This window comes from Listeria immobilis, from assembly GCF_014322845.1.
Lineage (GTDB): Bacteria > Bacillota > Bacilli > Lactobacillales > Listeriaceae > Listeria > Listeria immobilis.
This window is the reverse complement of the sequence record NZ_JAASUA010000005.1, coordinates 30,750-57,236: the sequence shown is the minus strand read 5'-3', so window position 1 is coordinate 57,236 and position 26,487 is coordinate 30,750. Positions and strand designations below refer to the sequence as shown.

Sequence of the window (26,487 nt, the reverse complement as noted above, 5' to 3'; positions counted from 1 at the left end):
TATACTCTTTGTCCATTGCAGACAAGGGGTATTTTTTATGAGAAGAGAGGGAAAAAAATGACAGAAACAATCGAAAATACAACAAAACCAGTTCTTGACATCCATGAAAAACCAAGTCTAAATAAATGGATTATCCTTAGTATTCAACACCTGTTTACCATGTTTGGTTCCACTATTTTTGTACCAAGTGTGACAGGTTTAAGTCCGGGAGTTGCGCTTGTATCTAGCGGACTCGGGACGCTTGCATATTTAGTAATTACTCGTGGGAAGATTCCTGCATATCTAGGCTCCTCGTTTGCGTTTATTGCACCAATTACTGCTCTTTTGACAGCAAAATCCGGTGGAGGTCCTGGTGCGGTAATGGTTGGAACCTTTTCAGTCGGAGTAGTTTATGCGATTGTTTCGCTAATTGTTTACTACGCAGGGGTTGACTGGATTCATAAAGTGTTACCGCCAATTGTAGTTGGACCAGTTATTATGGTTATCGGTTTATCACTTGCTCCAAGTGCCGCAGCGATGGCAATGGGGACAAACAATGGGTCTTATGATTTAAAAACACTTGGAGTTGCGTTAATCACGTTACTTGCAACGATTATTGCTATGATGTTTTTCAAAGGTTTTATGGGCTTGATTCCGATTCTTTTCGGTTTTACAGTGGGTTACTTAGCAAGTATGGCTTTTGGAATGGTCGACTATACATTAATTAAAAATGCTTCCTTCTTCCAAATTCCCGATTTCACTATTCCATTTGTGAATGTTGATCCAGTTGTTACGATTTCGGTTGTTCTAAGTATGGCGCCACTTGCTTTTGTCACAATGGCTGAACATATGGGACATCAATTATTACTAAACAGAATTACAAATAAAAACTTCTTTAAAGATCCAGGACTTCACCGTTCGCTTCTTGGGGATGGTACTGCTTCGATTATCGCATCGCTAGTCGGCGGACCACCAGTAACTACTTACGGCGAAAACATTGGTGTCTTGGCAATTACAAAAGTATATAGTGTGTTTGTTATCGGGGGAGCGGCAGTATTCGCCATCCTGTTTGGCTTTATTGGCTACATTAATGCCGTAATTACTTCTGTTCCATCAGCAGTTCTAGGTGGAATTTCTCTGCTACTTTTCGGAGTTATTGCAACAAGTGGACTTCGAATGATGATTGAAAACCAAATTGATTTAAGTATCAATCGAAATATGATTATCGCTTCGGTTGTGCTTGTTGTTGGAATTGGTGGTTTATTCATTAAAGCTGGAACTTTTGAGCTTTCTGGTATGGCTCTTGCAGCAGTAATTGGGATTATCTTAAATCTAGTTTTACCAGCCAAACATAAATCAGCATAACTTACACATAACAAAAAACCTCTGCAGAAAGTACGATTCAGAGGTTTTTGTATAAAAAGAAACGGAAAAGGTGGCGCTCAAGGATGAAAAATTTAGTATCAATGGAAGCTTTATCTATCGCTGAAATCGAGCAGTTATTAGAACAGGCGGCACTGTTTAAACAAGGAAAAAAAGCAACTTTTAATGAACAAGCCTTTGCAGTTAATATGTTTTTTGAACCGAGCACAAGAACGCTTACTAGTTTTGAAGTAGCAGAGAAAAAACTAGGTGTGGAAGTGGTTTCCTTCGATGCAGCAAGTTCTAGCATGACTAAAGGAGAAACATTGTACGATACACTTCTTACGATGCAGGCGGTTGGCGTGAATGTGGCAGTTATTCGACATTCAGAAGAAAATTACTATGAGGAACTTAGGGATTTAGACATCGCGCTTGTAAATGGTGGAGATGGCTGCGGTGAACATCCTAGTCAGTCTTTACTTGATTTATTCACGATAAAAGAACAGTTTGGGACTTTTCAAGGGTTGAAAGTCGCGATTGCTGGAGATATTCGACATAGTAGAGTAGCCAACTCCAATATGAAAGTTTTAAAACGTCTTGGTGCAGAGCTATTCTTTTCAGGACCAAGAGAATGGTTTGATGAAAGCTACTTAAAATTTGGAACTTACTTACCAGTAGATGAAATTGTTGAAAAAGTAGATGTTATGATGCTTTTAAGGGTACAACATGAGCGACATAGTGGAACAGAACAATTTACAAAAGAAAGTTATCATACTAAATTTGGACTAACAACGGAACGGGCAGAAAAATTAAAAACAAATGCGATTATTATGCATCCAAGTCCTGTAAACCGTGACGTCGAAATTGCAGATAGCTTAGTGGAATGCGAAAAATCACGCATTGTTACGCAAATGACAAATGGCGTTTTTATAAGAATGGCGATATTAGAATCGATTTTAAAAGAACAGGAAATGAGGGCGAAAACATGTACGTATTAAAAAATGGACAAATTCTAAATGAAGCAGGCGAACTAGAAAGTAAAGACATACTGATTCAAAATGGAAAAGTGAACTTAATTGCTGATTCAATTGATGTAACTAGTGGAGAAGTATTTGATGCATCTGAAAAAGTAATTGCACCAGGCTTTATCGATGTTCATGTACATCTTCGTGAACCAGGCGGAGAACATAAAGAAACCATTTTGACTGGAACAGAAGCGGCCGCACGTGGTGGTTATACAACTATTTGTTCCATGCCAAATACGAAACCTGTCCCTGATTCCAAAGCAAGAATGGAAAGTTTACAAGCGTTAATCCAAGAAACAGCTAAAGTTCGTGTTTTACCTTACGCTTCGATTACAACAAGTCTTGGAACAGATGAATTAGTTGATATGGAAGCTTTAACACAAGCGGGAGCCTTTGCTTTTACAGATGACGGTGTTGGTGTACAACTTGCGGGTACAATGTATGAAGCAATGAAGCAAGCTGCAAAACTGAATAAGGCGATTGTGGCTCACTGTGAAGATAATTCGCTTATTTACGGCGGTGTTGTACATGATGGTGCTTTTGCTAAAAAAGAAGGACTAAAGGGAATACCAAATATTGCTGAATCCGTTCAAATTGCTCGGGATGTGTTACTTGCAGAAGCAGCTGGTTGTCATTACCATGTCTGCCATATTTCCACTAAAGAATCTGTTCGTGTTGTTCGAGATGCTAAACGAGCTGGAATTCGCGTAACTGCAGAAGTTTCACCGCATCACTTAATTTTGGATGAAGAAGATATTCCAGGTAATGATGGAAATTGGAAAATGAATCCACCACTAAGAAGTAAGGAAGATCGTGCGGCACTGTTAGCTGGTTTACTAGATGGAACGATTGATTTTATTGCTACAGACCACGCACCACATGCAGCAGAAGAGAAAAATGTACCGATGGAGAAAGCAGCATTTGGTATTGTTGGTTTAGAGACAGCTTTCCCACTGCTTTATACTCATTTTGTAAAAACAAAGGAATGGACATTAAAACAGTTGATTGACTGGATGACCGTGAAACCTGCGGAGTGTTTTCAACTTCCTTATGGCAAATTAGAAGAAGGCGCAGTAGCAGATATTGTTGTCCTTGACTTAGCAAAAGAAAGCAAAATTGATCCAACAACATTTTATTCAAAAGGTCGAAATACACCATTTACAGGAGAAACTTGTTTTGGCTGGCCGGTAGCAACTTTTGCAGAAGGAAAATTGGTTTATAATGAGGGGGAAATAAAATGAAAAAGCGGATTTTAATGCTAGAAGATGGCAATTACTTTATTGGTGATGCGATTGGTAGTGAAAAAGAAACAATCGGTGAAGTGGTGTTCAATACAGGGATGACAGGTTATCAAGAAACAATCACCGACCCTTCTTATTATGGTCAAATTATTACATTTACCTATCCACTCGTTGGAAATTATGGCGTAAACCGCGATGATTTTGAATCGATTAATCCAGCAGTGAAAGGTGTTGTAGTTAGAGAAGCAGCAGAATATCCATCCAACTGGCGCAACCAACTTACTTTAAATGAATTTTTGAAAGAAAAAGGTATTCCGGGAATTGCTGGAATTGATACGCGTAAGTTAACCAAATTGATTCGTAAAGAAGGCACGCTAAAAGGAATTCTAGCTGCTGAAACAGCTAATAAAGAAGAATTATTACATCATTTACGCTCGGTGCGCTTACCAATTGATCAAGTACATGAAGTTTCCTCTGCAAAAGCGTTCGCAAGCCCTGGAGATGGCAAACGGGTTGTATTAGTAGATTATGGCGTGAAAAGTTCGATTTTACGAGAGTTAAATAAACGTAATTGTTATGTGACAGTAGTTCCTTATAATACAACGGCAGAAGAAATTTTATCCATGCATCCAGATGGCGTGATGCTTTCAAACGGACCAGGAGACCCGAAAGATGTTCCGGAAGCACTAGAAATGATTCGCGGGATTCAAGGTAAGTTACCACTGTTTGGAATTTGCTTAGGACATCAATTATTTGCCCTAGCGAATGGCGCGGATACTTTTAAACTGAAATTTGGCCATCGCGGCGCAAATCACCCAGTAAAAGAACTAGCAACAGGACGGGTTGATTTTACAGCTCAAAATCATGGTTATGCGGTCGACAAAGATTCTCTACTAGATACTGATTTAAAAATAACACATATTGAAATAAATGATGACACTGTGGAAGGGCTTGCTCATAAAGAATTCCAAGCATACACAGTGCAATACCATCCAGAAGCAAATCCAGGACCTAGTGATGTTAATTATTTGTTTGATGAATTTATGGAAATGATGAATGTAAAAGAGGAGGGTGAACTACATGCCTAGACGTGACGATATAAAAACGATTTTAGTTATCGGTTCTGGTCCAATTGTAATTGGTCAAGCTGCCGAATTTGATTACGCTGGAACGCAAGCTTGTCTAAGTTTAAGAGAAGAAGGTTACCGAGTGGTATTAGTTAACTCTAATCCGGCAACTATTATGACCGATGCAGAAATGGCTGATAAAGTCTATATCGAGCCAATTACACTTGACTTTGTATCACGTATTATTCGTAAAGAACGTCCAGATGCGATTTTACCAACACTTGGTGGACAAACAGGATTAAATATGGCAATGGAACTTTCCGAAGCTGGAATTTTGGCAGAATGTAATGTTGAAGTACTTGGAACAGATTTAACAGCTATTAAAAAAGCAGAAGACCGGGAAGCATTTCGTGATTTAATGAATGAACTAGGAGAACCAGTACCAGAAAGTGATATTATCCATAATTTGGACGAAGCTTATAATTTTGTAGAAAGAATTGGTTATCCAGTAATTGTTCGTCCAGCATATACGCTTGGTGGTTCTGGCGGTGGGATTTGCCATAATGAACAAGAACTAATTGAAACAGTAACGAGTGGTTTAAAACTCAGTCCAGTGACGCAATGTTTACTTGAAAAAAGTATTGCTGGTTTTAAAGAAGTGGAATATGAAGTGATGCGAGATGCAAATAATAATGCGATGGTTGTTTGTAACATGGAAAATATTGATCCAGTCGGCATCCACACTGGTGATTCTATTGTTGTGGCACCTAGTCAAACCTTAGCTGATCGTGAATACCAACTACTTCGCGATGTATCACTAAAAATTATCCGTGCTTTAGAAATTGAAGGTGGTTGTAATGTACAACTTGCGCTCGATCCAGATAGCTACAATTACTATGTTATTGAAGTAAATCCACGTGTGAGCCGTTCATCTGCTCTAGCATCGAAAGCAACAGGTTATCCAATTGCCAAACTAGCAGCGAAAATTGCGGTTGGATTAACGCTTGATGAAGTGAAAAACCCTGTAACAGGAACTACTTTTGCTCATTTTGAACCTGCACTTGATTATGTGGTTGCTAAGATTCCACGGTTTGCTTTTGATAAATTTGAACAAGCAGATCGTCGTTTAGGAACACAAATGAAAGCAACTGGGGAAGTAATGGCAATTGGTCGCTCATGGGAAGAAGCACTTTTAAAAGCTGTTCGCTCGTTAGAAGTTGGCGCTAATCACCTTTTATTAGAAGAAGCAGAGAATGCGGATGCCGAAACATTGGAACGTAAAATTTGTTTCCCAGAAGATGACCGTCTGTTTTTCCTAGCAGCAGCACTTCGTCGTGGGCAAACAATCGAACAACTTCATGAAAAGACAAAAATTGATTTATTCTTCCTTTATAAATTAAGCAAAACAATTGAATTAGAAACACGTATTAAAGAAAATCCAAACAATTTAGAAGTGTTAACAGAAGCCAAACGAGCAGGATTTTCTGATGCATTCTTAGCGACTTGTTGGAACATATCTGAACAAGAAATTTATGACATTCGTAAAAAACAAAATATTTTCCCTGTTTATAAAATGGTTGATACTTGTGCAGCAGAATTTGAATCAACTACACCATATTTTTATAGTACTTATGAAGAAGAAAATGAGTCTACACGCTCTGCCAAAGAAAGTGTCATTGTACTTGGATCAGGTCCAATCCGAATTGGGCAAGGGGTTGAATTCGACTATGCAACAGTGCATTCAGTATGGGCAATTCAACAAGCTGGTTATGAAGCAATTATCATTAATAATAACCCAGAAACGGTTTCAACAGACTTTAGTATTTCTGATAAGCTTTATTTTGAACCATTAACACTTGAAGATGTTATGCACGTGATTGAAATCGAACAACCAATTGGCGTTGTCGTTCAATTCGGTGGTCAAACTGCCATTAATTTAGCAGACGGATTATCCAAACGTGGCGTAAAAATTCTGGGAACAAGCTTAGAAGATACAGATCGTGCCGAAAACCGAGATGCTTTTGAAAAAGCACTAGAAATTTTACAAATCCCGCAACCAGCTGGAAAAACAGCCACTTCTGTAGAGGAAGCAATTAAAGTAGCAACAAATATCGGTTATCCAGTGCTAGTTCGTCCATCTTATGTACTTGGCGGTCGAGCAATGGAAATCGTGGAATCAGAAGAAGCATTGAAACATTATATGACAAACGCTGTAAAAGTAAATCCTAAACACCCAGTTTTAGTAGATCGTTATGTTAGCGGACAAGAAGTAGAAGTGGATGCCATTAGTGATGGAGAAAACGTTCTTATCCCTGGAATTATGGAACATATTGAACGTGCAGGCGTCCATTCAGGAGACTCCATTGCTGTTTATCCAGCGCAACGTCTTAGTGAAAATGTGAAAAACACAATTGTTGATTATACAACTAGACTTGCCACCGGATTAAATATTATCGGGATGCTTAATATCCAATATGTGGTGGACGGTGAAGAGGTTTTCGTTATCGAAGTGAATCCACGTTCCAGCCGAACCGCGCCATTTTTAAGTAAAATTACTGAAATTCCAATGGCTAATGTGGCAACTAAAGTCATTCTTGGAGAAAAACTAACTGAGCTTGGATACACACCAGGGCTTGCACCAGAAAAACAAGAAATTTTCGTGAAAGTACCCGTGTTTTCTTTTGCGAAACTACGTAGTGTAGATACTTCATTAGGACCTGAAATGAAATCAACAGGGGAAGTTATGGGGAAAGATGTCACACTGGAAAAAGCTCTTTATAAAGGTTTTGTTGCAAGTGGAACAACCATGCATGATTATGGAACAGTACTTTTAACAGTAGCTGATCGTGATAAAGAAGAAGCAGTAGAGCTGGCAAAACGCTTTAACCAAATTGGCTTTACAATCATGGCAACTAAAGGAACTGCAAGCACTTTGGATGAAGCGAAGATCCCAGTTTCACAAGTGAAAAAAATCGGTGAAAATCAAGAGACGCTCATTGATTACATTCGTTGTGGTCAGGTAACACTTGTAGTGAACACCTTAACAACAGGTAAACGTCCTGAGCGAGATGGTTTCCAAATTCGCCGTGAGTCCGTTGAAAATGGGATTCCAGTTTGTACTTCGCTAGATACCGCAGAAGCAATCTTACGTGTATTAGAATCACGCTCTTTTGAACTTGAAGCGATGAATACAAGTGTCGTAAAACAACCAAAAGCATATATTTAATATAGAAGAAACGGGGTGGAACCGTGTTACAGACGGAAATGAAAGTCATTCAGCAAACAGAAATTGCCGATAAGGTATATGAATTAATTTTAACAGGAGAATGTGTGGCAGATATGTCACCAGGTCAGTTTTTAATGCTTAAGCCAAGTCGTACTGATTTGCTTATGAGACGACCAATTAGTATTTGTTCGTACGATAAAACAGCAAAAACCTGCATTCTGTTATACCGAGTGGAAGGTGACGGGACGAGAGATTTTAGCGAATTAGTCGAAGGAGATACAGTTGATGTTTTAGGTCCCCTTGGTAAAGGATTTGACATTAATGCGGCTCCAACTGCAAAAACAGCCCTTTTAATTGGGGGTGGCATCGGTGTTCCTCCAATGTATCAACTTGGGAAAGAATTAGCTGAAAAAGGCATACAAGTAACGTTTGTAAACGGGTTCCAATCTGCGAAAGACTGTTTTTATCAAAAGGAAATGTTGGAATACGGAAAAGTGCATATTGCGACCGTGGACGGAACAGCCGGAACACAAGGTTTTGTCACAGATATTACCAAGAAATTCAAGGCAGAACCAGATGTGATTTTTAGCTGTGGACCAAAAGCAATGTTGCAAGCAGTGAAAGCCAGTTTTCCAGAAACGAAAACCTATCTTTCTTTAGAAGAACGAATGGCTTGTGGGATTGGTGCGTGTTATGCATGTGTTTGTTCCAAAGCAAAAGTAGCAGAGGAACAATTTAAAGTATGTGTGGATGGCCCAGTATTTCGTGCGGATGAGGTGACATTATGAATCGATTAGCGGTAGAAATCCCTGGTTTATCACTGAAAAATCCGATTATGCCTGCTTCAGGTTGCTTTGGCTTTGGACAAGAATACAGTAACTATTATGATTTAAACGAACTAGGAGCCATTATGGCAAAAGCAGTTACACCAGAGCCAAGACAAGGGAATTTAACCCCTCGAGTAGCAGAAACAGCTAGTGGGATGTTAAATGCAATCGGCTTGCAAAATCCTGGTTTAGAACACGTTTTAGCTCATGAATTACCATTTTTAGAGCAATTTGATACACCAATTATTGCTAATGTCGCAGGGGCAACAGAAGAAGATTACGTTCAGGTTTGTGCACGAATTGGCGAATCCAAAGCGGTTAAGGCAATTGAATTAAATATTTCCTGTCCCAATGTAAAGCACGGTGGGATTGCATTTGGAACAGATCCTGAAGTAGCCCATCGTTTAACCAAAGCAGTTAAAGCGGTAGCGAGTGTTCCAGTTTATGTTAAATTATCTCCAAATGTGGCAGATATTGTTTCCATCGCCCAAGCAATTGAAGCAGCTGGTGCGGATGGCCTAACGATGATAAACACCTTACTTGGCATGAGAATTGATTTAAAAACAAGAAAACCAATCATTGCCAATGGAACCGGCGGGCTTTCTGGTCCAGCGATAAAACCAGTAGCGATACGAATGATCCACCAAGTACGAGCGGTAAGTAATATTCCAATTATTGGGATGGGCGGCGTGCAAACGGTAGATGATGTATTAGAATTCTTGATTGCAGGGGCAGATGCAGTAGCCGTTGGAACAATGAATTTTACAGACCCATTTATTTGTCCAAAATTAATTACTGAATTACCCAAGCGTATGGATGAACTGAACATTTCTTCCTTAAAACAACTCAAAAAGGAGCGAGAAAATCAATGAATAAACCAATTATCGCACTGGATTTTCAAACAACCCAAGAAGTAGATGACTTTTTAGCTAAATTTTCCGGAGAATCTTTATCAGTAAAAGTGGGAATGGAACTTTTTTATGGTAATGGTCCGGCGATTGTTGAAAAGATCAAACAACAAAATCACCAAATTTTTCTAGATTTAAAGCTCCACGATATTCCTAACACTGTCAAAAGTGCGATGACTTCTTTGGCGGAAATAGGAGTAGATATGGTTAATGTTCATGCGGCAGGTGGAAAAAAAATGATGGAAGCTGCACGTGAAGGACTAGAAATGGGTACCAAAAGTGGTAAACGTCCATTACTGATTGCTGTGACCCAACTTACAAGCACAAGTGAAGCAGATATGCATACGGAACAATTAATAAAGGCAAGTTTGCTAGAATCAGTCATTCATTACAGTGACATAACGAAACAAGCCGGCTTAGATGGAGTTGTTTGCTCGGCGCTTGAAGCAGAAGAAATCAAATTAAGAAATGGTGCAGACTTTTTACGTGTTACACCAGGAATTCGACTTGCAAGTGATGCAGCAGATGATCAAATCCGTGTGGTAACCCCTGAAAAAGCCCGTTTAATTGGTTCTTCTCATATCGTTGTTGGTCGTTCGATTACTCGAGCAGCGGACCCGGTAGCCGCATATAAGCAAGTATTAAAGGAGTGGAATGCATGAGTTCAGAAAAGCAAGTAGCAGAACAATTATTAGAAATAAAGGCAGTATTTTTAAAACCAAATGATCCATTTACTTGGGCATCAGGAATTAAGTCACCGATTTATTGCGATAACCGTCTAACACTTGGTTTCCCAAAAGTTCGTCAGTTTATTGCGGCAGCTCTTGCAGAAAAAATAAAAGAAAATTTTGGGGATGTAGATGTAATCGCTGGAACTGCAACAGCTGGAATTCCTCACGCTGCTTGGGTTAGTGATTTGTTAGATTTACCAATGGTCTATGTTCGTTCTAAAGCGAAAGAACACGGCAAAGGCAACCAAATTGAAGGACCGATTGCAAAAGGGCAAAAAGTCGTAGTAATTGAAGATTTAATTTCTACAGGAGGCAGCTCACTAAAAGCAGTTGAAGCGCTAGAAGAAGCAGGAACTGAAGTGCTTGGGATTGCAGCCATCTTTACATATGGTTTAGACAAAGGCAAGAAATTACTGGCAGAAGCGGATACAAAACTAGTTACGCTTACGAATTATGATGAATTAATTGAAGTCGCGCTTACAAAAAATTATGTATCTAAAGAAGATATGCAAACCCTAAAAGAATGGAAACAAAATCCAGAAACTTGGGGTAAATAAAACAAAGGGAAACATGAAATTATCGTGTTTCCCTTTTTGTATTAATAAATCCGGTAACTTTCACCTGTTTGTGCTCCAAAAACACTTTTCTCAAAAGCACGAGCAACTCGTTTTGCTGGAACTGGCTCAAAACCTTGGAAAAAAGGTTCCAGTCTCTCCCAAGATTCTTCTAGTACATTCGGACTTACCGTATTAATACGAATTCCACGTGGCATTTCAATCGCGGCAGATTTAGCAAAAGCAGTAACCGCACCATTTGCCATCGCAGCCGAAGCTCCTTGGACAATGGGATCTTCCATCATAATTCCTGTAGTTAAAGTAAAACTACCATTATCATTTAGCGAGTCAATTCCAAGTAAAACCAAATTAATTTGACCACCTAATTTACTACTAATTGTTACCGCATTTTTTTCAGGTGTTAATTCAGTCAATGGGGAAAAAGTGGCGCTACCAGTCGCAGAAACAATCGCATCCACTTTACCAACTTGCGTATACATATTTTTAATACTATCGACACTTGTAATATCAACCGTTACATCACCACTATGTCTTCCAGCAGTTATCACATCAGCTTTTTTCTCCAAGCGTTCTTTCACCGCAGAACCGAGTGTACCAGAAGCACCAATTAATAAAATTTTCATATCACAATCATCCTCCCTAGTTCAAAGTAAAGTCAATAGTATATTTACCCTAAAGAGCGTAAGAAAAAACGGTATTTTAATTTTGTAAAGTTACATGTTTTTTTCCGCAATGGACAATAGTGGAACTAGGCGAGCTGTATGGTTGTGCTAAAAAAAGATAACAATCCGTTATATTTGAAGGCAGCAATGAATTAGTAATGTGGAGTCTTATCAACATAAAAACAGATACCATATAACTTAAGGTATCTGTTTTTTAGATAATTAATTTTTTAAAGATAAAACCAATTTTTCATCAGGTGTTACAAAATAAGTTGTTTGGTTATCATAAATCACATAACCTGGTTTTGCACCATTTGGTTTTTTTACATATTTAACTAGTGTACCATCGACCGGGACTGTTGCTGATAGTCTCGCTTTGGAATAATAAGCGGCAATCATCGCAGCTTCCGTAATTGAGGTTTCGTCAGGATTATTTGATTGAATTACAACATGTGAACCAGGTAAATCCTTCACATGGAACCAAAGATCATTATTTCGCGCTAATTTATTCGTTAAATAATCATTTTGCTTATTATTCTTTCCAACTAAAATGGATAATCCAGTTGAAGAAGTATATTTTTCGGGTGTTGGCAAGGTGACTTTTTTGCGATTCCCTTTTTTCTGTTTATAACGAAGATAGCCTTGTTCAGCAAGTTCTTGACGAATTTCTTCCACATCTTGCGGACCAGACGTTTCCAGCTGTGATTCGACTGATTCTAGATAAGTGATTTCCTCTTTAGTCAGCAAAATTTGCTCTTTTACAACTTCGACAGCATTTCGCAATTTTTGATAGCGACTGAAATAACTTTGTGCATTGGCAGACGGCGTTTTCCGTGAATTAAGCGAAATCGTTATTTTTTTCATATCATCATAAAAATTTTCTACAGAGATTTCTTCCATACCACGTTCCATTAAATGCAGATTGGCTGTTAAAAGTTCACCTTGGATGCGGTAAATATCAGCTTTTTCTGTTTCAAGTAAGGTATTTTCTAATTTTTCGATTTTGAGTCTACTTCTAGCCAGTTCATTAGATAATAGTTTTTCCAAATCATGGGCGAATTGATGCACACGATCACGTCGAGCTTTTCCAATATAAAAATTATCTAGCAACGTGCTTAACTGAGCGAATTCAGTAAGGTCTGCATCCACATGTCGAAGCGGGAAGAAATAATAATCTTCCTTATTTTGAATATGCCATTTGTTAGGAACAGCAGCTCTTCCTAAATGTTCATTTACGAGTTTAATCACTTCATAAAAGGCAGAAACAAGCGAGTCAGCTGTTAAATTTCCTGCACGAAAAACAATTTCACGGGCAAGCAAAGGACTAAATCCTGCAAAATTTTGGACAAGCTGTTTATCGATTCGCCCTGCCGGAAAATCAAGACGATTTAAAATTTGCTCGGAAGTAACCTCGAATGGATTTAATTTATCGGTTGTTGGCGGTAAAATATAAGTCGCTCCTGGAAGTAGGGTTCTATAACTATTTTGTGCAGGAGAAATATGTTTAATGCAATCAACAATCACATTTTTGGCGCGATCAACCAGCGTGATATTACTATGACGTCCCATAATTTCGACAAATAAATCACAAAATCGATTTTCGCCAATGTCATCTTTGCCACGAATACTAAATTGCAAAATTCGTTCCCCTGGAAGTTGCGTGATCGATTCAATAATTGCCCCTTCTAAATACTTCCTAAGCAACATGCAAAACATAGGTGGTGTGGCAGGGTTTTCTGGAATATCATCCGTCCACTGAATTCTTGCGTAACTAGGATGTGAAGAAATTAGTAAACGTTTATTTTCACGGTTTTTTCGAATATATAAAACAAGTTCATGCGAAAACGGTTGGTGAATTTTCATAATACGTCCACTTTCACCGTGTTCGGCAAGTTCTTCGGTCATTGCTTTTAAAAACATTGCATCAAACGCCATTAGTTAATCATTCCTTTGTGAGTTAGTTATTATCTATTTTAACATACATTCCGAAAATGTATTGTATGCATGAAGTAGCTTTGGTATAATAAGAAGTCAGAACAAATTTCAAGTGAACTGATGAAGGACTTGAAGCAATGAGAGGTGTCTTGCCAAATGGTGAAAAGCATGACGGGATTTGGACGTGCAACGAAAGAATCAGAGGCGTTCAAAGTAACCATTGAATTAAAAGCAGTCAACCATCGCTATTCCGAATATCTTTTTCGGATGCCAAAACAACTTGCCTACTTAGAAGGAAAACTAAAAAAAATAGTTAATAAGCAAATAAAACGCGGTCGAATAGAATGTTTCTTTTCCATTACCGGAGAAGAACTTGCGAAACGTGAATTACATATTGATTGGGACCTTGCAGATAGCTATTACCGTTTTATTAAACAAGCAAGCACTAGATATGAATTAGCAGATTTACCTAAAATGAGTGATTTACTACATGAGCAAGCATTTCTTTCTATTGAAGAAGCACCAGAAGCAAGTAGTGAATTAGAAGGCATAGTCTTAGAAACGCTCACACGTGCAACTAAGCGATTAGATGAGATGAGAAGTATGGAAGGTGCGGAATTGCTGCTTTACTTCAGACAACACCTTGCGACGCTTGAAAACAGTCTAAACATTATTCAGGACGAAATTCCCGCTTTAGAAAAATACTACCAAGAAAAAATCGAAAACCGCCTTCAATCTATTGTTGGCGAAAATTTTGATCAAAATATAGTTCTTACAGAGGTAGCTCTTTTAGTAGAAAAAGCAGATATCAATGAAGAAGTAGAACGAACTAAGAGTCATTTGAAACAGTTTTATGGTATTATTTTATTGGACGAGCCAATAGGTCGGAAATTAGATTTTCTTATCCAGGAAATGAACCGTGAAATTAATACTATAGGATCCAAAGCTAGTTCACTCCGAATTACCGAGCAAGTTGTGGAAATGAAAACAACGCTAGAAAAAATTCGCGAACAAGTGCAAAATGTGGAATAATATCGAGGAGGGGAAAGAATGACAGAAAGAGGTCTGTTAATTGTGCTATCAGGTCCATCTGGAGTGGGTAAAGGAACTGTTCGGGAAGCTGTTTTTAAAGACCCAGAAACAAGTTTTGATTACTCCATCTCGATGACAACACGTCTTCCTCGTGAAGGCGAACAAGACGGGGTTGATTATTATTTTCGTTCACGGGAAGTGTTCGAACAAGCTATTTCAGACGGAAAAATGTTAGAATATGCAGAGTATGTCGGTAATTATTATGGCACTCCGCTTGAATATGTCGAGGAAAAGTTACAAGCAGGAATAGATATTTTTCTCGAAATTGAAGTGCAAGGAGCTATGCAAGTTCGAAAAGCGATGCCAGAAGGGATTTTCATTTTCTTAACACCGCCAGACTTATCCGAATTAAAAAACCGGATTATTGGTCGGGGAACAGAATCAATGGATGTGGTGGAAGAACGTATGGAAACCGCAAAAAAAGAAATCGAAATGATGGCATCGTATGATTACGCTGTAGTAAATGATGTAGTTGACAAAGCTGTTCAAAAAATCAAAGGCATCGTCGAAACAGAACACTTAAAAACTGAGCGAGTAATTCATCGCTACAAAAAAATGTTGGAGGGATTACAATGATGTTATATCCATCAATTGATAATTTATTGTTAAAAATCGACTCAAAATACTCGCTAGTTACAGTGGCCGCTAAACGTGCACGCTATATGCAACTAGAAAATGATAAGGGTGTACTTCCAGGCTATCAGTCCGACAAATTTGTTGGGAAAGCACTTGAAGAAATTCATGCTGGAAAACTAGTTTTACAAAATGACGACAAATAAGATTAACTGCTCCGCTTCATTGCGGGGCTTTTTTCTTAAGGTGCGTAAAAGTAAGTGTAATTCGAACTTCTTGATAGTTTTGTCAGACCTTAATTTAAGGTATAATAGAGTGAATGGTTTTTATATAAAAATGAGGTGACTTAATATGCAAGGAAAAAATATCTTACTCGCAGTGTCTGGTGGCATTGCTGTTTATAAAGCAGTCGCACTTACAAGTAAATTAACACAAGCTGGTGCAAATGTGAAAGTAATGATGACAAATCATGCACAAGAATTTGTACCACCGCTTTCATTTCAAGTATTATCAAAAAACGATGTATATACAGATACCTTTGATGAAAAAAAATCAAGCGTTGTTGCCCATATTGATTTGGCAGATTGGGCCGATTTAGTAATTGTCGCACCCGCAACGGCGAATCTAATTGGCAAAATGGCAAACGGAATTGCAGACGATATGGTTACTACAACCATTCTTGCAACAGAAGCACCAATCTGGGTTGCTCCTGCGATGAACGTCCATATGATTCAGCACCCAGCAGTTGTTCGAAATATTAATCGTCTTTATCAAGATGGTGTTCGTTTTATAGAACCAGAAGAAGGCTACTTGGCATGCGGTTATGTTGGCCGAGGTCGTTTAGAAGAACCGGAAAAAATCGTTTTGCGAATAGCAGAATTTTTTCAAGAAGATAAATCCTTACTACAAGGTGAAAATATTCTAATTACAGCTGGTGCAACACAAGAAAAATTGGATCCAGTGCGTTATTTTACGAATCATTCTACAGGAAAGATGGGTTTTGCGATTGCGGAAGTAGCAGCAAGACAAGGAGCTAACGTTACATTAGTCACATCAAGCAAAACACTACCAGTTCCGCCTCATGTAGAAGTAGAATATGTGGAATCAGCAGAAGAAATGTATCAAGCGGTGAAAAAAAAGCAAGCGAACCAATCTGTTTTTGTAATGACTGCTGCTGTTGCTGACTATACGCCAGCCAAATTTTCCAAGCAAAAAATAAAAAAACAACCCGGAGATTTTCAAATTGAAATGAAACGGACGAAAGATATTTTACTGGAAATTGGTCAAAATAAAACCGCACAGCAAGTCGTTATCGGTTTTGCCGCAGAAACAGAAAATTTAGCAGAAAATGCACAAAAAAAATTAACTACTAAAAATGCAGATTTAATCGTTGCAAATAATATTAGTCAAGCAGGTGCAGGATTTTCTGCAGATACTAATATTGTAACCTTTTACCGAAAAGATGGGACAAGTGAAGCTTTACCATTGTTAGATAAAAGAAAAGTTGCCGAACATATTATACAAGAAGCCGCTAACCTTTTAAGGAAGTGAACCAATGATTAACATAGCAAAAGTGATTGTGGACGTTCCAGCCATGCAAGTGGACCGTCCATTTGATTATTTTATTCCCGAAGATTTAGAAGAGCTTATCCGACCAGGAATGCGAGTTAGTGTCCCATTTGGAAACCGTAAAATACAAGGATTTGTTACCGAACTTAGTGAAACAGAAGAAAACCCCAAGTTAAAAGGTATTGAAGGCGTGATGGATTTAATTCCAGTATTAAATGAGGAACTAATGGAACTAGGCGATTGGTTAGCTGAGGATACACTTAGTTTTCGAGTATCAGCCTACCAAGCAATGCTGCCAGCTGCTCTACGGGCGAAATACGAAAAATATTTTCTGCGATTAGATGAGGAAAATACAGAATTAGAACATTTATTTGAAGGTTACGAGACACTTGACTGGAAAGTAGCCGAAGCAAGGAATTTACTGAAACCACTTGGTAAATGGGTTAGAGACGGTAGTGTCGAAGTAGTGTATCAAGTTAAAAATAAAATTACAAATAAAAAAGTGCGTGTAATTAATTGCCTTAAAACACCTCTTCAATTGGCTGAAATAATAGAAGATATGCCTAAGAATGCCAAAGCGCAGTCACGTGTTTTAGCATTTTTCCAAATGTTTCAAGGTACAGAAATCCCTGCCACAGAGTTAAAAAAACAAGCAGAAACATCCGAAGCAACTATCAAAAAACTAGCTGAACAAGGCATTATTACGATTTCTGAAAAGGTCGTTTCACGTGATCCTTATGAAAATCACCAATTTGAAAAAAGTGAAGCATTAACCCTTTTACCAGACCAACAAATTGCATGCGAAAAAATTAGTAGCGCTACCGAGCAAGAAACTTTTTTAATTCACGGAGTTACTGGGAGCGGAAAGACGGAAATCTACTTGCAAACAATTGAAGCCAAACTAAAAGAAGGCAAAGAAGCAATTGTTTTAGTTCCAGAAATTTCTCTTACACCGCAAATGGTAGAACGATTTAAAAGCCGTTTTGGAAGTGAAGTAGCAGTCCTTCATAGCGCGCTCTCTTCCGGAGAAAAATATGATGAATGGCGTAAAATTGAACGAAAAGAAGCTCGTGTGGTAGTTGGAGCCCGTTCAGCTGTTTTTGCCCCATTTGAAAACTTAGGAATTATTATTATTGATGAAGAACACGAAGCAAGTTATAAACAAGAAGATAATCCACGCTATCATGCACGTGATGTTGCGATTTGGCGCGCGAATAAATATCAATGCCCAGTAGTATTAGGAAGCGCTACACCATCCCTCGAGTCTTTTGCAAGAGCGAAAAAAGGGGTATATACGCTGATAGAATTACCAAGCCGCGTGAACGATAGGGCAATGCCAGAAGTAAGCGTAGTAGATATGCGAGAAGAGCTAAGAAAAGAAAATCGCACAGAATTTTCTACGGAATTACTAGAAAAAATCAAAGAACGCATCGCCAAAAAAGAACAAACCGTACTGATGCTTAATCGTCGTGGCTATTCTTCATTTGTAATGTGTCGCGACTGTGGTTACGTGGTAGAATGCCCTAATTGTGATATTTCAGAAACCTACCACCAAGCCAGCAATAAGATGAAATGTCATTACTGTGGACATGAAGAAGCCGTTCCGCAAAAATGTCCAAGTTGTGAAGGAGAGCATATTCGTTACTTTGGAACTGGTACTCAAAAAGTAGAAGAAAGCTTGACGAAATTGATTCCAGAAGCTCGCGTAATTCGAATGGATGTCGATACTACAAGAACAAAAGGAGCTCACGAAAAATTACTTCGAAGCTTTCGAAATCATGAAGCAGATATTTTACTTGGAACGCAAATGATTGCCAAAGGATTAGATTTTCCAGATATTACACTTGTAGGAGTTCTAAATGCAGATACGATGCTTTATTTACCAGATTTCCGAGCATCTGAACGAACTTTCCAATTGCTAACACAAGTAAGCGGAAGAGCAGGTAGACACGAACGAACTGGGGAAGTTGTCGTTCAAAGCTATAATCCAGAACACTACAGTATAGAATTTGCCAAAAAGCATGATTTTATTGGCTTTTATCATCATGAAATGCAACTTAGAAAAATGGGTGCATATCCTCCGTTTTATTATTTAACCATGATTAACGTCAGTGATGAAAACGAAATGAAAGCAATTCGAACTATCCAAGAAATGGCCAACTTTTTACGTGGAAAACTAGGGCCAGATGCCATTATTCTGGGTCCAGTTCCAAGTACTATTACACGCATCAAAAATAAATATCGCTACCAATGTATTATAAAATATAAAATAGAACCAAATTTAAAAAGCGAATTAAAAACCTTAATAACTCACTATCAAAAAGATCAACAAAAAGGTTTAACGATTAATATTGATGTACAGCCTTACGTATTAATGTGAAAAGGAGTAGACGAATGACAAAAATTATTTTTATGGGGACGCCGACATTTTCTGTTCCGGTTTTAGAACAATTAGCCAAAGCCTATGATGTCATTGCAGTAGTAACACAACCAGATCGACCAGTTGGACGTAAACGAGTGTTGACACCACCACCTGTGAAGAAAACCGCGCTAGAGCTTGGAATTCCTGTCTACCAACCAGAAAAATTACGAACTTCAAGCGAATTAGATGAATTAATTGGACTTCAAGCAGACTTACTTGTAACGGCTGCCTACGGACAAATATTACCCAATACGTTATTAGAATCTCCAAAACACGGCGCAATCAATGTCCATGCTTCTTTATTGCCAGAATATCGTGGCGGTGCACCAGTTCATTACGCACTGCTGGATGGGAAGACTGAAACAGGAGTAACGATTATGTATATGGTTGAAAAACTAGATGCAGGAGATATGATTAGTCAACGCAAAATCCCAATAACTGATGAAGATAATACAGGAACAATGTTTGATAAGCTAAGTCAATTAGGTGCAGAATTGTTAATGGATACTTTGCCAGATTTTATAGCAGGAAATATCACTGCTATAGCACAAGATCCAAACAAAGTTACTTTTGCACGAAATATTTCTCGAGAACAAGAAAAAATTGATTGGAAGCGTTCTGGTCGAGAAATTTTTAATCAAGTTCGTGGACTTTCTCCGTGGCCGGTTGCCTATACGACACTGGAAGGAAAGCCTTTTAAAATTTGGGAAGCTACACATGATGAAACAAAAGTGGACGGAGAAGTCGGTGCAATCCTTACAGATAAAACAGCGCTTAAAATTATAACAGGTGACGGCACGCTTCTTGTCCCAACTGTGATTCAACCAGCTGGAAAACCAAAAATGGATATACATTCATTCATGGCTGGTGCTGGCAGAAATTTAAGTAAGACGACAAGGTTTGGTGAGTAAATGAAAAAACAAAAAACAGTTCGTGCAATTGCCTTAGAACTCATTATTAAAATTGAAAATAATCAATCTTACAGTCATTTATTAATTAATGATGCCCTAAAAAAACAAAAACTAAATCCACTTGATAAAGGTCTTTTAACAGAATTAGTATACGGTACGACACAACGCAAAATCACATTAGATTACTATTTAGCGCCATTTTTAAATAAAGAACCAGACAATTGGGTAAAAAATTTACTACGAATGTCCGTCTATCAACTAATCTTTTTAGATAAAATACCTGAACATGCTATTTTAAACGAAGCAGGCGATATTGCGAAAGAATTAGGTCATCAAGGTGTAACTAAATTTGTGAATGGCGTTCTTAGAAATGTTATCCGTAAAGGTGTCCCAAGTATAGATTTAATTCAAGATCCTATCGAAAAAATCGCTATAGAAACAAGTTTGCCAGTGTGGCTAGCAAGACGCTGGGCAAAACAATATGGGATAGAACAACTACGTGCAATTGGTATGGCGTTTCTTGTCGCTCCTCATCAAAGCATTCGCGTAAACCAAACAGAACTTCGAACAGAACAATTAGTGAAAGAATTAAATGATCAAGGTATTACGGTTACGCAGAATAAGTTTATCGAAGAAGCCTTACTTGTTGAAAAAGGCTCTGTCGCTGAAACAAAAGCATACAAAGATGGCAAATGTAGTATACAGGATGAAAGCTCCATGCTTGCGGCCTACGCACTTCAACTAGAAGATAATTTAACTGTATTAGATGCCTGTGCTGCACCTGGTGGGAAAACTACACATATTGCCGAAAAAATGCACGGTACAGGAATGGTACACGCCCTTGATATTCATGAAAAGAAAACAAAATTAATTGATCAGGCAGCAAAACGATTACAACTTTTAAATATTCGTACCGCTCATTTAGATGCAAGAACAGCAAGTACTATGTTTGAACCAGATACTTTTGACCGAATTTTAGTAGATGCGCCTTGCTCTGGCTTTGGTGTCCTTCGTAGAAAACCAGATATTAAATACACGAAAACAGAAAAAGATATCCATAAACTAGCAGAAATACAATTAGCAATTTTAGATGACGTTAGCCAATTAGTAAAAGAAAATGGTATATTAGTTTATAGTACATGTACTATTGATAAGGAAGAAAATGAAACGGTCTTGCGTGCCTTCTTGGAAAAACACCCGGAATTTATGCTTGAACCAGTAGCACTTCCTGAAAAATTGGCACATATCAAAAAGGACGATTTTGTTCAAATATTACCTACAGACATTGGAAGCGATGGTTTCTTTGTTTCCAGTTTAAGAAAAGTGAGTCCTGAAAAATAGTGAGGTGCGTATAAATGCATGCAGAGTTTAGAACGGATAGAGGCAGAATAAGAAATCATAATGAAGATAACGGTGGCGTATTTGAAAATCAAGATAAGCAGCCGATTGTAATTGTAGCAGATGGGATGGGCGGACACCGAGCAGGCGATGTAGCAAGTGAAATGGCTGTACGTTTACTTAGTGATGCATGGAAAAAAACAACCACACTCTTAACTGCGGAAGAAATTGAAACATGGTTAAGTCAAGCAATTCAAGAAGTAAATAAACAAATTGTTCTTTATGCTGAAAGTGAAATGGATTTAAAAGGTATGGGGACCACGCTTGTTACAGCTATTATGGGACAATCTCAAGTAGTTATAGCAAATGTTGGTGATAGTCGCGGATATTTAATGCAAAACAATACAATGCGACAATTAACTGAAGATCATTCATTAGTACACGAATTACTAAAAACCGGTGAAATCAGTAAAGAAGATGCGATGAATCATCCTCGGAAAAACATTTTATTACGTGCACTTGGCGTTGAAGGTAAGGTCGAAGTAGATACTTTTGTCGTTCCATTCCAAACAAGTGACACTTTAATGCTTTGTTCCGATGGTTTAACCAATATGGTACCAGAAGATGAAATGGAAGAAATATTGAAAAGTAAACGAACTTTATCGGAAAAAGCAGATGTATTTATTACAAAAGCTAATTCTTATGGGGGAGAGGATAATATTACGGTATTATTAGTGGAACGAAATCTTAAGCAGAAAGGGAGGAACGCTTCATGATGATTGGTAAACGTCTAAACGACCGATATAAGATTTTACATGCCATTGGCGGTGGCGGAATGGCCAATGTATATCTTGCTCATGATATTATTCTAGATCGCGATGTTGCTGTTAAGATTTTGCGAATTGATTTAGCAGATGAAAGTAATCTTATACGCCGATTTCAACGAGAAGCGCAATCTGCTACAAGTTTAGTCCACCCAAATATTGTTAGTGTTTATGATGTTGGCGAAGAAAACGATTTGCATTATATCGTTATGGAGCATGTAGATGGCATGGACTTAAAACAATACATCCATGAAAACCATCCAATTAGCTACGAAAAAGCAGTCGATATTATGCTTCAAATCGTTTCAGCAGTCGTAGTTGCGCATCAACACCATATTATTCACCGTGACTTAAAACCGCAAAATATCTTAATTGATCATGATGGTGTCGTGAAGATTACTGATTTTGGGATTGCGATGGCTCTATCTGAAACATCAATAACTCAAACAAATTCTCTACTCGGCTCTGTCCATTACTTATCACCAGAACAAGCTCGTGGTGGAATGGCAACACAAAAATCAGATATTTATTCACTTGGAATCGTTTTATATGAATTACTTACTGGGAAAGTGCCATTTGATGGAGAATCAGCTGTTTCTATCGCAATTAAACACTTACAAGCTGAGATTCCTTCTGCAAGAGCCCAAAACCCAGAAATCCCCCAAAGTCTAGAAAATATAATTATTAAAGCAACCGCAAAAGATCCTTTCTTACGTTATCAAAATGCAGAAGAAATGGAAAAAGACTTGCAAACATGCTTAAATAAAGAACGATTAAATGAACCCAAATACGTTTTTCCAACGGATGATGGTGATACAAAAACAATTCCAATCATTGCTACAAAAGAAGCAATGCAAAATTTAGATAAAACCATTGTACCAGAAGGAAAAGTTGCAGCCGAAGAAGCAGTACCAGATGATAAAAAAGGAAAGAAAAAGAAAAAAATGAGCAAGAAAAAGAAAATTGCATGGATTGTTTTTTCTGTAATTATCGTATTCATTATCGCTATCTTATTGCTTTGGTTACTTGGTAAAGGACCTGAAGAAATCGCAGTACCAGATGTTGAAGGTAAAACAGAAGATCAAGCCATCGCCCTACTACAAAAAGATGGTTTTGTTATTGGGAAAACGGCCGAAAAAAATAGTGATGCTGTAGAAGAAGGCAAAGTGATTAATACAGATCCCGAAGCTGGTGAAATGAAAGAAAAAGGTACAAAAATAAATCTATTTATAAGCATTGGCTCCAAAAAAATCACGATGGATGATTACACTGGCAGAAGTTATGATGATACAAAGACATTATTAGAAGAGCAAGGGTTTAAAAATATTTCTTATGAAGAGGCCTATAGTTCAGAAATTGACGAAGGAATGATCATTAGTCAAACACCTTCCGCAGGGACGAACGTTGTAGCGAAGTCAACAGATGTCAAATTTGTCGTTAGTAAAGGCACCGAGCCAGTTACATTAAAAGATCTTCGCGGTTATACCAAAACCGCAGTGGAAGATTATGCTTCACCACTTGGACTTAAAGTATCTAGCACGGAAGAAAATTCAAATACAGTTGAAAAAGGTCAAGTTATATCTCAATCACCATCCTCTGGCACAACAATGAATCCAGGAGATACAATTGAGATCGTCCTTTCTGCTGGACCAAAAGAAAAAGCAGTGAAAGAAGTAACTAAAACTTTTAATATAAGCTATACACCGGTAGATGAAGAAAATCCAGAGCCGCAACATATTCAAATCTACATTGAAGATAAAGAGCATAGCATGACTAGTGCTTATCGTGAAATGGATATTAGCCAAAACACGTCTATAGAAGTCACTTTCCAAATTGAAGAAAGTACTAGCGGAGGCTATAAAATCATCAGTGACGATAAAGTCATCGATGAAGGTACGGTTCCATATCCAAACTAATTAAGAGAACGGAGGGAATGTGCTGGAAGGACAAATTATCAAAGCATTAAGCGGATTTTACTATGTATACGCAGAAGGAACAGTATACCAATGCCGAGCAAGAGGGAATTTTAGAAAGCGAAATATTTCACCGCTTGTTGGTGATGATGTAGAATTTCAAATAGAAAATAAAACAGATGGCTATATTTTAAATGTAATGTCACGGGAAAATGCTCTCGTCAGACCACCCGTAGCTAATATTGATGTCGCGATTTTAGTCTTTTCTGCAGTAGAGCCAGACTTTTCTACAAATTTAGCAGATCGATTCCTTGTAGCAATCGAAAAAGAAGATATCCAACCGGTCATTTGCATTAGTAAAATGGATTTGGCAACGGAATCAGAAAAAGAACAAATTGCTATTTATAAAGAAATTTATGAAACAATTGGTTACGAAGTTTTTGAAACAAATCAAGAGCCAGACAAAGAAGCAATAAAAGATTATATTAGTGGGAAAACGGCTGTTATAGCAGGACAATCAGGTGTTGGGAAATCTACTTTATTAAATAGTTTAAATAGTAACCTAACCCTAAAAACAGCCGAAATTTCCACCTCACTTGGTCGCGGGAAACACACCACCAGACACGTGGAACTTATGCCAATTGGCGACGGATTTGTGGCTGATACACCAGGTTTTAGTTCCATTGAATGGGATGACTTACAACCAGAAACCTTACAATTTTGCTTTCCAGAAATAGAAGATAGACGGAGCGGTTGTAAATTTCGCGGTTGCCTACACGACAATGAACCTAACTGTGCCGTGAAAACAGCCGTTGAAGCAAACGAAATAGCAGATTTTCGTTACCAACACTATATCCAAATTTTACAAGAATTAAAAAACAGAAAGCCGAGGTATTAAAAATGGGAAAAATAGCTCCTTCGATTTTAAGCGCAGACTTTGCAAATCTTGCAAGAGATATTAAAGAAGTAGAAAATTGCGGCGCGGATTATATCCATATTGATGTCATGGATGGACATTTTGTTCCTAACATCACATTTGGTCCAGCTGTCGTTAAAGCAATTCGACCACAAACAAAACTACCACTTGACGTTCACTTAATGATTGAAAATCCGGATATGTATATTCCTGAATTCGCAAAAGCTGGTGCAGATTATATTACCGTCCATGTGGAAGCATGTACGCACCTTCACCGAACACTACAATTAATTCGTTCTTACGGGGTAAAAGCAGGCGCTGTTCTTAATCCTGCTACACCCATTGATGTTTTACAACACGTTTTAAATGAACTAGATATGGTTTTATTTATGACAGTAAACCCAGGATTTGGCGGCCAAAAATTTATACCCGAAGTTCTAGAAAAAATAGCTACTTTCAAAAAAATCATCGACGAAAAAGGATTAGATATTGAAATAGAAGTGGACGGCGGAGTAGATCATGAAACAGCAAAACTTTGCCGCGATGCTGGAGCAAATGTTTTTGTTGCTGGCAGTTATATTTACGGAAATAAAAACCGTCAAAGTCCAATTGATAAATTACGTGCGATTGTAGGAGAATAAAAGTGGGGCTGGGACTTAGTAACAAATGTTCCAGCTCTATTTATTAGGAAAGAAGAGGGGCATAAATGAAAAGTATAAATATCATGGTTGGTGGGCCTGCTTCAGAACTACCCGATTTAGAACCATATACAAATAGTGAGATTGAGTGGATTGGTGTTGATCGTGGGGCAAAACGTTTATTAGATAGAGGCATTACACCAACCATTGCGATGGGAGATTTTGATTCTCTTAGTAAAGAAGAGTTAGCCGATTTAAAAACCAAGGTTAAAAATGTGCTTGAGTTTCCCGCAGAAAAAGATGAAACAGACACGGAAATTGGCTTGAGCTGGGCAATGAAGCAAAATCCAGATAAAATACGTATTTTTGGAGCTACTGGTGGTCGGTTAGATCATTTACTTGCTAATTTGATGATGCTTACGAAACCACGCTTTCAAACCGCTGTACCTGTTGTAGAAATGATTGATCGTTATAACTTTATTAAAATGTATACACCAGGCACTTACACCATTGAGAAACTACCCGATAAAAAATATGTAGCTTTTACAACGATGAAAGATGTTACAGGTCTTACATTAAAGGGATTTATATATCCACTTGAAAATGCGACATATCCTGTTGGTTCTGCGCTTTCTAGTAACGAATTTATAGGTCAAGTAGGAGAATTCTCTTTTGCAAGCGGTATGATTTTACTTACACAAAGCAATGACTAATAAAAATCTAGGCGGTTATCGTCTGGATTTTTTTATAAAG

22 protein-coding genes and 1 pseudogene are annotated in these 26,487 nt (G+C 38.0%); 21 read left to right on the top strand and 2 right to left on the bottom strand.

Annotated elements, in window-relative coordinates; genetic code table 11:
- The first annotated feature begins 57 nt into the window (after positions 1 to 57).
- The 9 genes and pseudogenes from HCJ45_RS08000 (at position 58) to pyrE (ending at position 10,923) form a co-directional block, all read left to right on the top strand.
- The gene (locus HCJ45_RS08000; RefSeq protein ID WP_038407555.1) at positions 58 to 1,344 is read left to right on the top strand and encodes a solute carrier family 23 protein; all 1,287 of its coding nucleotides are present in this window, start codon (positions 58 to 60) and stop codon (positions 1,342 to 1,344) included.
- An 83-nt stretch (positions 1,345 to 1,427) separates the two neighbouring features.
- Positions 1,428 to 2,339 carry an aspartate carbamoyltransferase catalytic subunit gene (locus tag HCJ45_RS07995; RefSeq protein ID WP_187124456.1) on the top strand — a complete coding sequence of 304 codons (912 nt, stop codon included), beginning with the start codon at positions 1,428 to 1,430 and terminating at the stop codon, positions 2,337 to 2,339.
- Positions 2,327 to 3,607, top strand: coding sequence for a dihydroorotase (locus tag HCJ45_RS07990; protein WP_187124455.1), 1,281 nt, complete (start codon positions 2,327 to 2,329; stop codon positions 3,605 to 3,607). Before HCJ45_RS07995 ends, HCJ45_RS07990 begins: the two co-directional genes overlap by 13 nt.
- On the top strand, positions 3,604 to 4,695 hold the full coding sequence (locus tag HCJ45_RS07985) for a carbamoyl phosphate synthase small subunit (protein ID WP_038407554.1): 1,092 nt from the start codon (positions 3,604 to 3,606) through the stop codon (positions 4,693 to 4,695). Before HCJ45_RS07990 ends, HCJ45_RS07985 begins: the two co-directional genes overlap by 4 nt.
- A complete protein-coding gene (gene carB, locus HCJ45_RS07980; protein ID WP_187124454.1) occupies positions 4,688 to 7,900 on the top strand; it encodes a carbamoyl-phosphate synthase large subunit in 3,213 nt (1,070 codons plus the stop codon). Before HCJ45_RS07985 ends, carB begins: the two co-directional genes overlap by 8 nt.
- Positions 7,901 to 7,920: 20 nt before the next feature.
- Positions 7,921 to 8,688 (top strand): annotated as a pseudogene (locus HCJ45_RS07975) (dihydroorotate dehydrogenase electron transfer subunit); the annotation flags it as partial.
- Positions 8,685 to 9,599, top strand: coding sequence for a dihydroorotate dehydrogenase (locus HCJ45_RS07970; protein ID WP_185345107.1), 915 nt, complete (start codon positions 8,685 to 8,687; stop codon positions 9,597 to 9,599). The pseudogene HCJ45_RS07975 and the gene HCJ45_RS07970, both read left to right, overlap by 4 nt.
- A complete protein-coding gene (pyrF, locus tag HCJ45_RS07965; protein ID WP_187124453.1) occupies positions 9,596 to 10,297 on the top strand; it encodes an orotidine-5'-phosphate decarboxylase in 702 nt (233 codons plus the stop codon). The genes HCJ45_RS07970 and pyrF overlap by 4 nt, the downstream gene beginning before the upstream one ends.
- Positions 10,294 to 10,923 carry an orotate phosphoribosyltransferase gene (gene pyrE / locus HCJ45_RS07960; RefSeq protein WP_185345103.1) on the top strand — a complete coding sequence of 210 codons (630 nt, stop codon included), beginning with the start codon at positions 10,294 to 10,296 and terminating at the stop codon, positions 10,921 to 10,923. The genes pyrF and pyrE overlap by 4 nt, the downstream gene beginning before the upstream one ends.
- A 41-nt stretch (positions 10,924 to 10,964) precedes the next feature.
- Here pyrE and HCJ45_RS07955 read toward each other — a convergent pair whose 3' ends face one another.
- Positions 10,965 to 11,564 (bottom strand): short chain dehydrogenase, encoded by a 600-nt coding sequence (locus HCJ45_RS07955; protein ID WP_187124452.1) that lies wholly within the window; start codon positions 11,562 to 11,564, stop codon positions 10,965 to 10,967.
- 261 nt (positions 11,565 to 11,825) lie between these two features.
- Entirely contained in the window at positions 11,826 to 13,538 is a 1,713-nt protein-coding gene (gene fbpA / locus HCJ45_RS07950) for an Rqc2 family fibronectin-binding protein FbpA (RefSeq protein WP_187124451.1), read from the bottom strand.
- A gap of 156 nt (positions 13,539 to 13,694) precedes the next feature.
- On the opposite strand from fbpA, the gene HCJ45_RS07945 reads away from it, so the two are divergent.
- From HCJ45_RS07945 to HCJ45_RS07890, 12 genes are all read left to right on the top strand, one after another.
- Positions 13,695 to 14,570, top strand: coding sequence for a YicC/YloC family endoribonuclease (locus tag HCJ45_RS07945; RefSeq protein WP_187124450.1), 876 nt, complete (start codon positions 13,695 to 13,697; stop codon positions 14,568 to 14,570).
- An 18-nt stretch (positions 14,571 to 14,588) separates the two neighbouring features.
- Complete coding sequence (gene gmk / locus HCJ45_RS07940) at positions 14,589 to 15,206, top strand: guanylate kinase (RefSeq protein WP_012985969.1); 618 nt, start codon at positions 14,589 to 14,591, stop codon at positions 15,204 to 15,206.
- Positions 15,206 to 15,409, top strand: coding sequence for a DNA-directed RNA polymerase subunit omega (rpoZ, locus tag HCJ45_RS07935; RefSeq protein ID WP_185345452.1), 204 nt, complete (start codon positions 15,206 to 15,208; stop codon positions 15,407 to 15,409). Before gmk ends, rpoZ begins: the two co-directional genes overlap by 1 nt.
- A gap of 145 nt (positions 15,410 to 15,554) precedes the next feature.
- Positions 15,555 to 16,754 carry a bifunctional phosphopantothenoylcysteine decarboxylase/phosphopantothenate--cysteine ligase CoaBC gene (gene coaBC / locus HCJ45_RS07930; RefSeq protein WP_187124449.1) on the top strand — a complete coding sequence of 400 codons (1,200 nt, stop codon included), beginning with the start codon at positions 15,555 to 15,557 and terminating at the stop codon, positions 16,752 to 16,754.
- A 4-nt stretch (positions 16,755 to 16,758) separates the two neighbouring features.
- Positions 16,759 to 19,152, top strand: a complete 2,394-nt coding sequence (priA, locus tag HCJ45_RS07925; protein ID WP_187124448.1) for a primosomal protein N' — start codon at positions 16,759 to 16,761, stop codon at positions 19,150 to 19,152.
- Between the two features lie 14 nt (positions 19,153 to 19,166).
- A complete protein-coding gene (gene fmt / locus HCJ45_RS07920; RefSeq protein ID WP_187124447.1) occupies positions 19,167 to 20,105 on the top strand; it encodes a methionyl-tRNA formyltransferase in 939 nt (312 codons plus the stop codon).
- Complete coding sequence (gene rsmB / locus HCJ45_RS07915) at positions 20,106 to 21,446, top strand: 16S rRNA (cytosine(967)-C(5))-methyltransferase RsmB (protein WP_187124446.1); 1,341 nt, start codon at positions 20,106 to 20,108, stop codon at positions 21,444 to 21,446.
- Between the two features lie 14 nt (positions 21,447 to 21,460).
- Positions 21,461 to 22,219 (top strand): Stp1/IreP family PP2C-type Ser/Thr phosphatase, encoded by a 759-nt coding sequence (locus tag HCJ45_RS07910; protein ID WP_187124445.1) that lies wholly within the window; start codon positions 21,461 to 21,463, stop codon positions 22,217 to 22,219.
- Entirely contained in the window at positions 22,216 to 24,183 is a 1,968-nt protein-coding gene (gene pknB, locus HCJ45_RS07905) for a Stk1 family PASTA domain-containing Ser/Thr kinase (RefSeq protein ID WP_187124444.1), read from the top strand. Before HCJ45_RS07910 ends, pknB begins: the two co-directional genes overlap by 4 nt.
- A 19-nt stretch (positions 24,184 to 24,202) precedes the next feature.
- Positions 24,203 to 25,078, top strand: coding sequence for a ribosome small subunit-dependent GTPase A (gene rsgA, locus HCJ45_RS07900; RefSeq protein ID WP_185345081.1), 876 nt, complete (start codon positions 24,203 to 24,205; stop codon positions 25,076 to 25,078).
- Positions 25,079 to 25,080: 2 nt separating this feature from the next.
- Complete coding sequence (gene rpe, locus HCJ45_RS07895; RefSeq protein ID WP_187124443.1) at positions 25,081 to 25,737, top strand: ribulose-phosphate 3-epimerase; 657 nt, start codon at positions 25,081 to 25,083, stop codon at positions 25,735 to 25,737.
- Between the two features lie 65 nt (positions 25,738 to 25,802).
- Entirely contained in the window at positions 25,803 to 26,447 is a 645-nt protein-coding gene (locus HCJ45_RS07890; protein ID WP_187124442.1) for a thiamine diphosphokinase, read from the top strand.
- Positions 26,448 to 26,487 lie beyond the last annotated feature (40 nt).